This is a genomic window from Thermosynechococcus sp. NK55a, from assembly GCF_000505665.1.
GTDB lineage: Bacteria > Cyanobacteriota > Cyanobacteriia > Thermosynechococcales > Thermosynechococcaceae > Thermosynechococcus.
The window spans coordinates 1,566,967-1,581,823 of record NC_023033.1 but is presented as its reverse complement, the minus strand read 5'-3'; the positions used below and the strand labels follow the sequence as shown (position 1 = coordinate 1,581,823).

At 53.0% G+C, this 14,857-nt stretch carries 10 protein-coding genes; 6 read left to right on the top strand and 4 right to left on the bottom strand.

The genetic code is table 11. From position 1 onward, the window contains the following. Positions 1 to 7: 7 nt before the first annotated feature. Complete coding sequence (locus NK55_RS14290) at positions 8 to 565, bottom strand: IS5 family transposase (protein ID WP_071823303.1); 558 nt, start codon at positions 563 to 565, stop codon at positions 8 to 10. Between the two features lie 244 nt (positions 566 to 809). Between NK55_RS14290 and NK55_RS07675 the strand changes: the two genes are divergently transcribed. From NK55_RS07675 to NK55_RS07655, 5 genes are read left to right on the top strand one after another with little or no spacing between them, the layout of a single operon-like run. Next, positions 810 to 2,216, top strand: coding sequence for a UbiA family prenyltransferase (locus NK55_RS07675; protein WP_024125190.1), 1,407 nt, complete (start codon positions 810 to 812; stop codon positions 2,214 to 2,216). Further along, on the top strand, positions 2,213 to 2,620 hold the full coding sequence (locus NK55_RS07670; protein ID WP_024125189.1) for a GtrA family protein: 408 nt from the start codon (positions 2,213 to 2,215) through the stop codon (positions 2,618 to 2,620). Before NK55_RS07675 ends, NK55_RS07670 begins: the two co-directional genes overlap by 4 nt. 40 nt (positions 2,621 to 2,660) lie before the next feature. Next, positions 2,661 to 3,956, top strand: coding sequence for an FAD-binding oxidoreductase (locus tag NK55_RS07665; RefSeq protein ID WP_225871746.1), 1,296 nt, complete (start codon positions 2,661 to 2,663; stop codon positions 3,954 to 3,956). Beyond that, a complete protein-coding gene (locus NK55_RS07660; RefSeq protein ID WP_024125187.1) occupies positions 3,953 to 4,687 on the top strand; it encodes an SDR family oxidoreductase in 735 nt (244 codons plus the stop codon). The genes NK55_RS07665 and NK55_RS07660 overlap by 4 nt, the downstream gene beginning before the upstream one ends. 7 nt (positions 4,688 to 4,694) lie before the next feature. Further along, positions 4,695 to 5,471: an S-adenosyl-l-methionine hydroxide adenosyltransferase family protein gene (locus NK55_RS07655; protein ID WP_024125186.1), complete on the top strand. Its 777-nt coding sequence runs from the start codon at positions 4,695 to 4,697 to the stop codon at positions 5,469 to 5,471. Here the strand turns inward: NK55_RS07655 and NK55_RS07650 are convergent. Together NK55_RS07650 and NK55_RS07645 are read right to left on the bottom strand one after the other, a co-directional pair. Then, positions 5,463 to 6,710 (bottom strand): VWA domain-containing protein, encoded by a 1,248-nt coding sequence (locus tag NK55_RS07650; RefSeq protein WP_024125185.1) that lies wholly within the window; start codon positions 6,708 to 6,710, stop codon positions 5,463 to 5,465. The genes NK55_RS07655 and NK55_RS07650 overlap by 9 nt on opposite strands. A gap of 62 nt (positions 6,711 to 6,772) precedes the next feature. Next, positions 6,773 to 9,784: an AAA family ATPase gene (locus tag NK55_RS07645; RefSeq protein ID WP_024125184.1), complete on the bottom strand. Its 3,012-nt coding sequence runs from the start codon at positions 9,782 to 9,784 to the stop codon at positions 6,773 to 6,775. 987 nt (positions 9,785 to 10,771) lie between these two features. On the opposite strand from NK55_RS07645, the gene NK55_RS07640 reads away from it, so the two are divergent. Continuing rightward, positions 10,772 to 11,173 (top strand): AbrB family transcriptional regulator, encoded by a 402-nt coding sequence (locus NK55_RS07640; RefSeq protein WP_024125183.1) that lies wholly within the window; start codon positions 10,772 to 10,774, stop codon positions 11,171 to 11,173. A gap of 24 nt (positions 11,174 to 11,197) precedes the next feature. Here the strand turns inward: NK55_RS07640 and NK55_RS07635 are convergent, their stop codons facing one another. Continuing rightward, a complete protein-coding gene (locus NK55_RS07635) occupies positions 11,198 to 14,842 on the bottom strand; it encodes a hydantoinase B/oxoprolinase family protein (RefSeq protein ID WP_024125182.1) in 3,645 nt (1,214 codons plus the stop codon). Positions 14,843 to 14,857 lie beyond the last annotated feature (15 nt).

The window sequence follows — 14,857 nt, the reverse complement described above, 5'->3', positions numbered from 1 at the left end:
TATTCCCCTAAGGCACCGCCTCCTCGCGCCGCGGTATGCTTGCCTTCACCTGAGGTTCGCTGATGGCAGCATGCACTGCCTCGGTGTCGTAAGCCCCATCGGCACTGACTTGGGAAATGTCACCTTCGACTTGCGAGAGCAGGTCAGGAAAGACTTCACTGTCGTGCCAGGGGGTAGTGGTGATCTCGATGCCGACGATGTCCTTGGCTGTTGCATCTACCGACAGATGGATTTTGCGCCAGGTACAACGCTTGAGTGCCCCATGCTGGTGCACCTTCCATTCGCTTTCACGGAAAATCTTCAAACCAATCGAGTTCACCACGACATGGATCGCACCTGTTCTCCAACGATGTGGAATCTTCACTTCCAACGTGGCCGCCTGGCGCCACACATGAGTGTGATTCAGCACCGGCAAGTTCAACCCACACAGGCGCATCAGTGAGTTCACCAACCCTTCCGCAGCACGATGGGGCAGACGGGACAGAATCTTGGGCCTCAGATAGACTTGAATGGCCAAGTTAGAATAAAACCTCGACTTACCTCGCCTGTTCGAGGGAAGGGGCATCCAGTTCTTGGCAATGTCCTCCTCATCAAACTAGATCGTTTGGTTGCCATGATTGACCAGTGCATGGTCATATTTTGCCTAGTTCTTCACCCAGTAGCGATGTTTTTGCTCTGCCATGCGCTCATTTCGCTAGGTTCTCACTGCCATTTGCTTTCCGTTTGTCTGTCAGACGACCGTTTACCGGCGTAAAGGTAAAATACTATTGTTATTGCACCAACGCCCAGCAAAACCTTAAACTGTAAAAATGGTTTACCTTCTTATCGATCTGGATAACACCCTACTGAGAACGAATGTCCTTCTAGAATTAATCTGTTTGTCTTTTAGTGAGCTACTAATTCAACTCTTCAAAATAAAAAGCTTCAATCCTGCTCAGATCAAAAGAAAATTAGCTACCTGTACTGACTTGGACATTACCACATTACCCTATAACTCAGAAGTTATTCAGTATATCCAAGATTGGAAAGCCAAGGGGGCTAAGGTTGCCCTCATCACTGCCACTCATCAACTCGCCGCTGAAAGGATTGCTGCCCATTTGGGGCTTTTTGATGAGGTTTATGGTTCTGATGGCCAGCTTAATTTGAAGGGAGAAAACAAGGCAAGGTTTATCCTAGAGCGTTTGGGTGAGAAAAATGTTATCTACATGGGGAATTCTGAGGCTGATTTACCTGTGTGGGCAGTTGTGGCCAAAGCAATTACCGTCAATGCATCTCCTCGGCTACGCCAAAAAGTCGAGCAAATCAATCCCAATGTGGAACATTTAGGGAGCGCAAAACAAAGCATTCAACCCTACTTCAAGGAAATTCGGCCCCATCAGTGGGTAAAAAATGTTTTGGTCTTTGTGCCTATGCTCGCGGCGCACCAGTTTAATTTGTCCACCTTTTGGATTGCGCTGGTGGCAGCAATTGCTTTTAGTCTGACGGCGTCCAGTGTCTATGTCTTAAATGACCTTTTAGATTTGCAGGCCGATCGCGCCCATCCCCGCAAGCGTCATCGTCCCTTTGCCGCTGGAGATATTCCCCTCTCCCACGGGATATGGCTGATTTTGATCCTCCTCGGCGGCGGCGTGGCGATCGCCACCACCATTAGTTGGTCATTTCTGAGCATTCTCCTCGCCTATTATGGTCTCACCACTGCCTACTCCTTTTACCTAAAGCGCCGGATGATTATTGACATTTGCGTCCTTGCGGGCCTTTACACGATTCGCATCTTTGCAGGTGCGGTTGCCACAGGGATTTCCCTCAGTGTGTGGCTTTTGGCTTTCTCCATCTTTTTCTTCTTTTGTCTGGCAACCGTCAAGCGCCAAGCAGAACTGGTGGATTACTATCACCGCAAACAACTCAAGGCCAGTGGTCGAGGCTACCACGTTGACGATTTGCCGATTATTAGCATGATGGCTATTGGGGCGGGTTATGTCTCAATTTTGGTGCTGGCGCTCTATATCAACTCTCCCCAAGTGCAGCTTCTTTACACAAACCCACAGGTACTCTGGGGCATTTGCTGTGTGCTTCTATACTGGATTACCCGAACCATCATGCTGACCCACCGCGGTTTGATGCACTATGATCCAATTGTTTATGCAATTAAAGATCGACAAAGCCAAATCTGTTTCTTGATTTGTCTGGTTTGCTTTATCTTAGGTGGAGTTTTATGACTTTACAAACCCTAATTATTCGCTATACCGTTTTTGCGGTGATTGCTACCTTTATGAATTTATTTTTTCAGAGGATAATATTAATCATTGATAATAGCTTCCCTTATTTTGTGGTCGCAGTAGCAGTGGGTACGCTCGTGGGGTTGGTGGTGAAATACTATCTGGATAAGCGATGGATTTTCTTCGATCATAAAAAGGGTATACATCACTATAGCCGTCAATTTAGTCTGTATGCTTCAATGGGAATTTTTACAACCGCCATTTTTTGGGGATTTGAAACCCTATTTTGGTTGATTTGGCAAAGCCATTTCATGCGGGAAATGGGTGCCATTATTGGTTTAGCCATTGGCTATGGGGTCAAGTATCACTTGGATAAACGCTATGTCTTCTCTAATGACTCCTAGGAGTTCTCTCAAAAGGCTCTGCGGCTGGGGACGGTATCCTGTGCAGACCTGTCATGTTTATTGCCCGCGCTCAGAATCCGAGATTATCCAGCTTCTCAACAGTGGTTTGCCGCTCATTGCCCGTGGAAATGGCCGTGCCTACGGAGATAGCGCCCTCAATCGGCAAGCAACACTGCAAATGAGCCACTTCAATCGCCTATTGGGGTTTAATCCGCAAACCGGTCAATTGATTGCTGAGGCAGGGGTTCTACTGGCAGAGATTCTAGAGATTTTTGGGCCTCGCGGTTGGTTTCCCTTGGCGACCCCTGGCACGAAGTTCGTTACGGTGGGGGGCATGATTGCCGCCGATGTTCATGGAAAAAACCACCACAAAGAGGGCAGTTTTGTTCAAAGTTTAGACTGGCTGGATCTCCTAACTAGCGAGGGGCAAATTTATCGCTGCTCTCCTTCAGAAAATCGAGATTTGTTTTACTGGACGGTGGGGGGAATGGGCTTGACGGGGGTGATCCTCAGGGCAGCCTTTCGATTGCGCCCCATTGAAACTGCGTGGATTCGCCAAACCACCTATATCGCCAGGAATTTAGACGAGGCCGTTGATCTCTTTGAGGCTGCGCAGGATGTGACCTACGCCGTGGCTTGGATTGATTGTCTAGCGGCTCGTTCTCAGTTGGGGCGGTCTGTGCTGATGCTAGGAGAACACGCGACGCGGGAGGAGCTGCCAACCAAATATCGGCACAGGCCACTGTGGACTCCGCAACGGCGTCAGTTCTCGATTCCTGTGGATTTTCCCAATGGTGCCTTGAATTCATTAACTGTGCGTGCCTTTAATCAACTGTATTTCCTCAATAGTCAACGCAAAGCCGGCCAGTCCTTTGTGGATTGGGATACTTTCTTCTATCCCCTGGATTGTCTCTTGGGGTGGAATCGCATCTATGGGCGGCGTGGTTTGGTCCAGTTCCAATGCGTTTTGCCCCTGAGCACTGCCCGCGAGGGTCTAGCGGCGTTACTGCATTGCACGTCAGTCGCAGGAGCGGGGTCATTTCTCGGAGTTTTGAAGAAGTTGGGTGATCAACAGGGTTATTTTTCATTTCCGATGGCGGGTTATACCTTGGCTCTGGACTTTCCGATGTCCCAACGCACCCTCAAGCTTTTGGATCAACTGGAGGAAATCACTCTACAGTATGGGGGTCGCTTTTACCTTGCCAAGGATAGCCATTTAACTCCGATGCGACTGCGCCAGTCCGATTCTCGGGTAGAAACCTTTGTAAAAGTCAGGGATGCCCACCAGTGGACGGTGAACTTTGCCTCAGAACAGTCGAAGAGGTTACATCTATGACCGCCCCTGTTCTGATTTTGGGAGCGACTTCCGATATGGGGCGGGCGATCGCCCATCAGTTTGCGGCTCAGGGTTATCCAATTCAATTGGCTGCACGGCAGGTGAGCCGCCTGGAGCCAGATAAAGCGGATTTGGAAATACGCTATGGTGTGGCTGTCAGTATCCATGAATTTGATGTCTTGGCGCTGGAGACCCATGCAGCCTTTATCCAGCAACTCCCGGAGCAGCCGGCGATTGTGATCTGTGTTGTTGGTTTCATGCCAGACCAAAAAGCATGTGAGCAAAATTTGTCCCTTGCTCTTGAAGTGATGCGCACCAATTATGAAGGTCCAGCGGTTATTTTAAGTCTCTTTGCCAATCTGTTTGAGCAGCGGGGGTTTGGTACGTTAGTGGGGATTTCCTCTGTCGCTGGGGAACGGGGGCGGGCAAGTAATTACTTCTATGGTTCTGCGAAAGCTGGCTTCACAGCATTTTTGTCGGGATTGCGGCATCGCCTTGCCAAATCGGGGGTACAGGTCTTAACGGTTTTGCCCGGCTATGTGAAGACGCGGATGACCGAAGGAAGGAAATTGCCCCCCCAACTTACGGCGGAGCCAAAGGAAGTGGCCAATGCAATCTTCTCAGCTATAGAAAAAAAGAAGGACGTGATCTACGTGCGATCCACTTGGCGCTGGATCATGGCGGTGATTCGTTGGATTCCTGAACCCTTATTTAAGCGACTGTTGCTGTGAAATGCCCATGGCTTGCTGCATTACACTGCTGACGGATTTTGGTTACCGGGATGTCTATGGGGGGGTGATGAAGGGGGTGATTTTCAGTATTTGCCCCCAAGCCCAGGTCATTGACCTATGCCATGAAATTCCACCCCAGGATTGCCGCACAGCCAGTTTTCAACTGCTGCAAGCGGTGCCCTATTTTCCGCCGGAAACGGTGCATATCGTGGTGGTGGATCCGGGGGTGGGCACAAGTCGGCGGGCGATCGCCCTCGATTTGGAGGTTGGCTATTGTGTTGGTCCAGATAATGGCATCTTTAGCCAGGTGTGCGATCGCTATTCTCCCCGACGCGTCGTTGAGCTAACCCAACCGCAATTTTGGCGCACCGCCAGTCCCAGTTTGACCTTCCATGGGCGGGACATTTTTGCCGCCGTGGCTGCCCATTTAGCCGCAGGAACGGATTTTGCTCTCCTTGGCTGTGCCATTGACCCAGACAGTTTGGTGCGCTTGCCCCATCTCACCTATGAGATGACCCCCCAAGGCGTCCAAGGCTGGATTCAAGCCATTGATCACTTTGGGAATGTGATTACTACGCTCCCTGGGCATTTGTTGGCTAAGGGCTATCACCAAATCCGGATTCAGGGGCAGCAGATTCCCCTTGTCCCCACCTATGGCGATGCCCCACCTCACCATCTGATTGCCTTGGTAGGCAGTCATGGGTTTATTGAGCTAGCGGTGAATAGGGGCAGTGCCCAATCTCTCCTAGGCTGCCAGAATGGCGATGCCCTGTGGCTAGTTTGAGGGGGGACGGCTCAGGACTGTTTTTGAGGCAATGCGCGTGCGCTTGAGGGCAGATTCACTGAGGGTAGATTGTTGCTGTAGCTCTTGGGCAGAGGCCTCAAGGACTTTTGCTGCTTCCGCATCCCCCAGTTGTAGAGCAGTTTTGGCCGCACTCTGAAGAAAGGTGGCCGCGCCAGCGGTGTCCCCCGATTGCAGCTTCGTTTCTGCCAGCTTAGTTTTGCGGTATTTTTCGAGGATGAGAATGCTTTGCTGTACCTCTGGATCTACTTGGGGCACGTGCTCTGGTTCTGCTGTGAGCGTCAGGGGAATCCTCTCAGAGAAAAGGCCTCTGGACTGCTGCACCGGGTCATCATAGCGGACTTGGGCAAAACCAATGAGGTGAGACCCCGCTGGCAAGGGCTGGGTCGTTAGGGTAATGAGGAGTGTCCGTCTGATGGTTGCCGAGACATCCCCCACGCGAATCACATACTCGTGGGGATCGGGGCTTTCGTAGGTGAGTTCAATTGTGTCGGGCGCCACTTGGTGCACGGGTTTGAAGTTCCCCAGTTGAGCGGCTTCACTCAAGGTGAGTAGGACATGGGCATTGGTGTAGTCCACGTTGCTGATGTGGCTAAAGAGGGATTGAAAACAGGCGATCGCCTGCTCAGCATATTCAATAAACACCAGCCGTCCGCCAGCGGCATCGGCAATTTGTTCAAGGACATCTTGGTTCCAGTGGACGCCAAACCCTAGGGCATTCAAGGTAATGTTGTACTCCGCGGCCAGCTTGGCCAGCTCAAGGCAACGCTGGTTGTCACCGTGTTCATTTTCACCATCTGTGAGCAGAAAGATTTGGGAAATAGTACCCTGCTTGCCTGTGGCAATTTCCTTCAATCCTAGTTTCATCCCTTCATCAATGGCGGTTCCACCCCCCGGTTCGAGGGTGGCAATCTGGGCTTTAATGGCCTCCTTGTCCCAGACCGTCTGGTTGGGCACCAGAACCTTCGCTTTGTGATCAAAGGCAATGACACTCAGGCGATCGCTCGGCAATAACCGATCCACTAGGGACTCTGCTGCCCGTTTCACCATTGCCAACGGTTGCGATGCCATTGACCCACTGTGATCCAAAATCAAGCAGAGATTTAGAGGAGCGCGCTGTTGTTGCCGCTGTGCCCTTAGCGTCAGCTCTAGTTGGCGCTGTGCCCCCTGTCCGGCACTGACAATGGGATCGCTGAGCTTGGCAATGAGTTCAACTGTCATCGTTGCAAAGTGATTCTTTCTGAGCCTACTCTACTATTTTGGCGAAAAGACCAACGACGGGCTTAAGTGATGATGCTCAGTTGGGAGGCTCCCGCTACTTTGGTGACCTCAATGCGGGTTTGAAAGGCTTCCTTGAGGGCAGGAACATGGGTAATGGCGAGAATGCAGTGAAATTCGGGGGCGATCGCGTTCAAGGCGGCAATCAGCCGTTCACAACCCTGGGCATCTTGGGTACCGAATCCCTCATCAATAATCAGAAACTGGACATCACTCCCCGATCGCTGGGCCAAGAGTCGGGCTAAGGCTAAGCGCAAAGCAAAATTGATGCGAAAAGCTTCACCCCCCGAATAGCTTTCGTAGGGACGGGTCCCTTGGCAATCGGCAATGAGAATATCAAGGGTTTCAATGGGCTTGGTGTCGGCTCCACTGCGACGGCGGCTGCGCTGGGTAATGAACTGCACATGGAGTTGGTGGTTGCTGAGGCGACCGAGGATATGATTGGTTTCTGCCTCTAGATGGGGCAAGACGGTTTCAATAAGCAGGGCGGGAATACCATTTTTGCCTAAGGCTTGGGCTAGCTCGCAGTAGAGGCGGTATTGATGACGGAGGTGGGCAAGGGTTTGCTGTCCCTGTTCGTATTCTTGTCTGAGGCGATGGAGTTGCTCTAATTCGGCGCTGAGTTTGCCATGCTGGGCAAGGTTGGCCTCGAGGGTCTGCTGTTGCTTGAGGAGGTGCTGTTGCTGTTGATGGAGATCGGCGGCCAGGCGGCTAGCGGCGCGAGCGGTTTCTTCAAGGGTGGCGAGTTTGTCAGTGATGTGTTGCAATTGTGCCTGTTGTTGCTGCAGCGTTTCCGCTAGGTGCTCGAGGTCTTGGCGGAGTTGGGGTTGGCGCGATCGCCCCCGTTGCAGGGCCTCATAGGCCTCATAGTCCGTTGCGAGGGCAGCCAGTTGGGCCTGAATTTGGGTATGGCGCTCTGGATTGTAGGCTAAGGTGGCCAATTGCTGGTCAATCCTTGCCAAGGTCTGGGCAAGAGGGGAAGTGGTTTCAAGGGCATTGAGCTGCCGTTGCAGTTCCTCCTGTTGGGCCATCAGGTTTGGCAGTTGCTGCTGAATCTGCTGGTATTGCCGTTGCGCTTGGCGGAGTTCCTGTTCCTTGGCTTCGGCCCAACGCCATTTTTCCACTTGGCCGCGGGCGATCGCCAGATTTTTCTCGTCATAGTTCAGGCGTGCCAGTTCTGCCTCAATCGCTTGCAGTTCCCCAAGGCTTTCCTGATGGCCGTTCCTGAGCTGTTCCTCAACCTGCTGAATTTCCCCGGCTAGGCGATCCAGTTGCGGTTCTAAATCTTGGGTGCTCTGGAGTTGCTGCTGGAGTTGCCCCCGCTGCTCAAACAGTTGCGTCAGTTGTGAGATCTCATAGCCCACCGTTAGATATTCCCGCCGTAAAACTTGAATTTCGCGCTCGGTAACTGCCAGTTGCTCGCGGATGACCCACACCTGATTCAGCAGTTCCTCTTTTTCGGCGACATGGCGTTGCCGGACAGCCTGGTAGTGCTCGCGATCGAGGGGACGTTGACACAGGGGGCAAATGGCTCCCGGTTGATTCAGTAGTTCCAAGCGCTGCTCCAGTTGATTCATTTGCCGCTCATACTCCCGCTGGCGGGCTTGCAGTTGTTCGAGGAAGCGGCGGCGCTCCAGTCCCTTTTCTCGCACATGGTCTTGATAGATACGCTGTTTTTCAAGGGTTGCAATCTGTGCTGTAATCAGGGTCACTGCCTCTTGGAGAGCGGGTTGCCGCTCTATCTGTTGATGGAGATGCTGCCACAACTGCTGCAATTCATCGCGCCGGCTGCGGAGGCGTTGTTCCTGCTGTTGCCGTTCCAGTTCGAGGCGCTGTTTGGCTTGCAGGAGCGGAAAGACTTTTTGTTGCAGCTCTTCTTGGGCTTGGAGGTGAGCGCGCGCTCGCTGTAGCTGTTCAAAAGCAGCAATAATCTGATTTTCTTGCTTGAGCAACTTTTCCAACTGCTGGCATTGTTCCAGCAGAAATTGCTGCTGGCTCTCCAATCCATGGAGGGTGCGCAGAAGGTCTTGCCGCTGTTGGTCGAGGCTATGCTGGTGGCGATCGCGCTCTTGGCGCAGCTGTTGATACTTACTAAAACACTGCTGCAATTGCGCTTCGGCGGTTTTCAGGCTCTCCCATTGCCTGACGGCGGCTTCCAATAGGGGGGCACGGGCTTCCAAATCCGCAATAGCGGCCTGTTCTTGGCGAAGGGTCTGGCACTGGTGCTCCAGGTGGGCGATCGCTGCCGCAAGCGTATCGCGCTGCTGTTGCAAGTGTTCATAGTCCCGCTGTTGGAGTTGATGGATATGGTAGGCGGCCTGTTGCTCTTGGAGTCGTTGTTGGCACTGCTGTACCTGCTGCCGTTGCTGTTGGATCTGCTGGCGCACCGCTGCCTGTTGGGTACGCAGGCGGGGCTCCTGGGCCAATTCATCCGCGAGGGTCTGGAGTCGCTGCTCCAGAACACTGATTTGGGCTTTGTAGTCACGGGCGCGATCCCGCGCCGCCTCCGCTAGGGTCTCGTATTGATCCAAGCCCAAAAGGCTGGCCAGCAGTTGCTTGCGCTCACTGGGGCGCTTGGCCATAAATTCATCGGCACGTCCTTGGCGCAAATAGGCGCTGTTGACGAAGGTGGCGTAGTCAAGGCGAAGAATTTGAATGATTTTTTCCTGGGTCGCTCGTAGCGATCGCCCCGTTAGCGAGGTATAGCCCAGCGCCGTTTGAATCTGCAACTCCAAAACCGTCTGTTGCTGCCGTCGCCGCAACCGTACCACCCGATAAGTCTGCCCTTGGACGCTAAACTCAAATGTCACCTGGGCTTCCATTTCGCCGTAGTAGATCACATCATCCTCACGGCTAGCGCGGCTTTGCCCCCAGAGTGCCCAAGCGATCGCCTCAAGGAGCGAAGACTTGCCCGCCCCATTGGCACCACAAATACAGGCCAGATGTAACCCCGCAAAGGAAAGAGTGGCTTGGCGATAGCTGAGGAAGTTGCGCAATACCAGTTGACGTGGAATCATAGGGCACCACACCCTTGACACAGTTTAGGGCATTCTGTGGGGAAGAATGCGCCACTCCTGAGAGTCTGTCTAAAATATCTGCCTAAAATACTTACGATCAATAAGAGGAGCAATAAGATCATGATCACGCCCACCTTAACCCACTCCAACCCCCCCATCGGTGCGATTTGCAGTGCAGGAGGATCACCGTTTACTAGAACTTGGGCTTCTAAGTGAAGATGATCCCATTGAATTCATGGGCGGGAACTGCTCCAAATGACAGCCAAGGAAACAGCTCACGACAGCTATCTTTGGCAACTGCTGCGAATCCTACCGAAGAGAGTGGCCGATCGCGCCCCGCTTCAGCGCCACTCATCTATTACGATTGCCTTTAGCCTATCCCACTCCTGCAGACACACTTCTTGGCATACTTCTTGGCATAGAAGTGGTGGATTTGAGTTCCCTTCTGAGTGTTGGAGTTCTTCAGCAATATTGAGGATTGCCTTTACTTTAACAACTTGTGGACGAAAGTCACCCTCCGGCTTTTCCGCCCCACACTGAAGCGACCGTGGTTTGCATATTCAAGTCTTGCAAAAAGTGCTGTAAGTTTTATTAGAGTCACTTGCTAAAGTGTGGAGCATGTACTTTCGTTGTCTTAAATGTGGGATATCTCAACGGCAATCGAATCCTTTTTCATCATTGCTTTTGTAGTGTTGAGCCTGTGCCACACCTGCGAAAAGGGCTGTCAGAGGGGTAAAGGACTTCTTTACACTGGCCCTCACATTTTTTGAGCCTCTTCTGTGGCTGTGAAATGGGCTGTCAATGTAACTCCTCCAAAGGAAATGTAAAACCCCGACTCAAGGGCGATCGCAACTTGAATTCTGAAAAAAATTATGGTTTGCTAAAGATAGACACTCATTCATTACGACTTCGCTGTCACGCTTTGGCAATCTTTGATCGAATCGCCAATGAATAGACAGTACTTGATCATTGAAAAGGTAGGTTAAAATGGGACGCAAACCAGTAGAACCCTTGACAGGTGCTGCTTTATTAGAAAAGTACAAACAACTGGAACATCTCAGCCACGAAGAAAAAGCAAAGGCCTGTGGCTACTACACCGTGACCAAAACCGGCAAGGAGCGGATCAGCAAACTGAAGTTTAATAAGGCACTTCTTGAAGCCTTGGGCGTAAATCTTGACAGTAGGTCAGGCCGCGGTGGCAGCCGAGGGGGGCGCAGTGCCAGTTATCGAATTACGGTACAAGCCAATGGCAATTTGCTCATTGGTGCAGCCTATACCAAGCAAATGAATCTCAAACCGGGGGATGAATTTGAAATTACCCTTGGCCGGAAGCACATTCACTTAAAACAAGTAAGCAGCAACGGTCAACCCACCGATGACGAAGATTAACTTGATTGATATATATTGATATATCTAATCTGAGAGATGAGGTACCCCAAAGCCACCACCGCCGGGGGTACAAATCCGCAGGCGATCGCCCGCCGCGACAGTAATGGTGGCCGTTCCGGGCAAAGGAGAGGGGGGGGCGCCAGGTTTCAGCCATTGATTTTCACCCACTGCCCCACCTTCACCCCCAAACAGTCCAAAAGGGGGGATTTTCCGCGATTGGCTGAGGAGGCTGACGGTCATAGGTTCACGAAACTCAAGGACGCGAATGGCCCCATCGCCGCCTGATTGCTGTCCCTTGCCACCACTGCCCCGGCGACGGCAAAACTCCCAAACAATCACGGGGTAGCGGCTTTCCAGCACTTCCACATCAGTGAGCCGAGAGTTGGTCATGTGGGTTTGCACAGTACTGGCTCCGGCAAAGGTGGCTCCTGCCCCAGCGCCACCACAGATGGTTTCGTAGTATTGATAGCGATCGCTCCCAAAGCTAAGGTTGTTCATCGTTCCCTGAGCCGCCGCCATAATACCGAGGGCACCATAGAGGGCATTGGCCAGAGTTTGTGAAGTTTCCACATTCCCAGCCACCACCGCCGCCGGAAACGTTGGGTTTAATAGACAGCCTTCCGGCACCCGCAGCTCAATGGGCCGCAGACAGCCGGCATTGAGGGGAATATCCTCCTGCACCAGTGTCCGCAGGACGTACAGGACTGCTGCCTTAGTAATGGCGAGGGGGGCATTGAAGTTATCGTGGGTTTGCTTGGAGGTTCCCGCAAAATCTAGGCAAGCTACACCTTGAGTGGTATCAATCGTGATTTGCACCTGAATTTGGCTGCCGTTGTCCATGGCAACGCAAAAGCGGCCCCCTGGGAGCGATCGCAGGCATTGGCGCACACATTCAGCGGCATTGGCCTGGCTAAATTCCATATAGGCAGCGACTACCGCGCGACCATAGCGATCGCACAGCGCAATCAGTTCTTGGGCTCCTCGCTGGTTAGCGGCAATTTGCGCTTGCAAATCGGCGATATTCTGTTCAGGATAGCGGGCTGGCCAAGGCCCTTGGGTTAATAGCTGATAAATGGCCTCCCCTTGAAACTCCCCACCATCTACCAGCAGTACATTGTCAAAGAGAATCCCCTCTTGGCGGACATCGGTACTATTGGCAGGCATTGACCCAGGACTGATGCCCCCAATGTCAGCATGGTGCCCCCGCGAAGCGACAAAGAAAGCAGGGTGTGCTTCCCCCTTCAGAAACACCGGCGTAATCACAGTAATATCCGGCAGGTGGGTACCACCGCGATAGGGATTATTCGTGGCAAAAACCTGACCCGCACGGAGGGCATTGTTTTTCTCTGCCAAGAGTGCCTTGACACTTTCGCTCATTGACCCCAGATGCACAGGGATATGGGGAGCATTGGCCACGAGGTTGCCGGCGCCATCAAAGAGAGCACAGGAAAAATCCAACCGTTCTTTGATATTCACCGAGGCACTGGTCTGCTGGAGTGTGACCCCCATTTGCTCAGCAATAGCGCGAAACAGCTGCTGAAAAATGCCCAACTGTACGGGATCGGCAACCGTAGGAGCAATCTGCTTTGGTGTTGCCGCTAAGGCCTGGAGAGGACGCAGCCACAGCCCCCCTTGCTCATCCACTTTGGCCTGCCAGCCCGCCTCAACCACGTTGGTGCCCGTCGTATCTAAGATCAGGGCCACCCCTGCAATGACCTGATGGGCCGGCAGGCGATCGCGCGCATAGACTGGCGCTTGGTGCCATTGGCCTTTGCTGTAAACTGGTACATGGTCAAGGGGAATGAGTTCGCCAGTAGCTGCAGGTACGGTGACGCTTGGCATCGCCTGCAGGGCAACAGCCTCAACAGCAATTTGACCCACCCGCAGCGATCGCCCCCGTAAATTGAACCCATAGCGATCGCAATGGGCTTGGGCAAAGGACGCTGCCATGGTTTCTTGATCTGACCAAGGCACCCACAGCGTTGTATCGGTGCCGATATACCCTAGGCCAATGCGCACTTGACTTTGAATTTGCGAGGGATCAACCCCTTGGGCAGCGAGTTCAGCCACCACTTGAGCCTTGAGGCGCTCAATTTGTCCCTGGAGTTCAGCAAACCCATCGGGGATCAAAGGTTGTTCAATCGTCTGCTCCTTGAGCACCCGCAACTCCGCCTGACCGATGCCGTAGGCCGAGAGCACCCCCGCGTAGGGGTGAATATAAACTTGGGCCATTCCCAGGGCTTCAGCAATTAAACAGGCATGTTGCCCTCCTGCACCGCCAAAAGAGCAGAGGGTGTACTCGCGCACATCATGCCCCTGCTCCAGGGAAATTTTCTTAATTGCCTGTGCCATTGTATTCACGGCCACCTCAATAAAACCAGCGGCCACATCGGCGACACTGCGGGCATCCCCCGTGCTCTCGTAGATTTCTTGGCGCAGTTGAGCAAATCGCTGTTCGACCGTCTTGCGATCCAAAGGCTGTTGACCATCGGCCCCAAAGACAGCAGGGAAATAGGCGGGCTGAATTTTCCCCAAGAGGAGATTGGCATCGGTAATCGTCAGGGGGCCACCCCGACGATAGGCCGCTGGTCCGGGATTGGCACCCGCAGACTCTGGCCCCACTTGGTAGCGACCCTGATCAAACCGCAAAATGGAGCCCCCACCGGCTGCCACCGTATGCACTGCCAGGAGGGGCGATCGCAACCGCACACCGGCAATCGTGGTTTCCTGCCACCGCTCATACTCTGGCCAAGGGGCATCAGAATTGTGACGATAGTGGCAGACATCGGTGGAGGTGCCCCCCATATCTAAACCAATCAGCCGCTCAATCCCTGCAGCTAAGGCGGTACGCACCACCCCCACCATCCCCCCCGCCGGGCCTGACAGCAGACTATCCTTACCGCGAAAGCAGGAAGCCGCCACGACACCGCCATTCGACTGCATACAGTAAAGGGGAATCTCCCCTAGCTCCGCCTGCACCCCCTGAAGATAGCGACCCAGTACCGGTGACAAATAGGCATCGACAACCGTCGTATCACCGCGGCTCACCAGCTTAATGAGGCCACTCACCTCATGGGAAACGGACACTTGGGTAAAGCCCATTTCCCTTGCCAAGGCGGCCACCTGTTGCTCATGGTCAGGGTAACGGTAGCCATGGACGAAGACAATGGCACAACTGCGGATACCTTGGTTATAAACCGCTGCCAGTTGTGGTTTCAGCGCCGCCAAATCAAGGGGGACGAGAATTTCCCCTTGGGCACTGACCCGCTCTTTAACTTCAATAACCTTGGTGTAAAGAGGCGGCGGTTGCTCAATTCCTAGGGCAAAGAGATCGGGGCGGTTTTGGTAGCCAATGGCTAGCGCATCCCCAAAGCCTTGGGTGATAAGGAGAACCGTTGGCTCGCCTTTGCGCTCCAAAAGAGCATTGGTGGCCACCGTTGTCCCCAGTTTCACAATTTCAACGGCTTCACTGGGAATGGGGGCATCCCCTGCCAACCCCATGAGGGTACGAATTCCCGCTACCGCCGCATCGCGATACTGCTCTGGATTCTCTGAGAGCAGCTTGTGTACCACTATGTGGCCATCGGGACGGCGGGCGACGATATCCGTGAACGTGCCGCCGCGATCGATCCAAAATTGCCATTTACCTTGGATCTGATGACTGCTCATTGAGGGTGATACTAT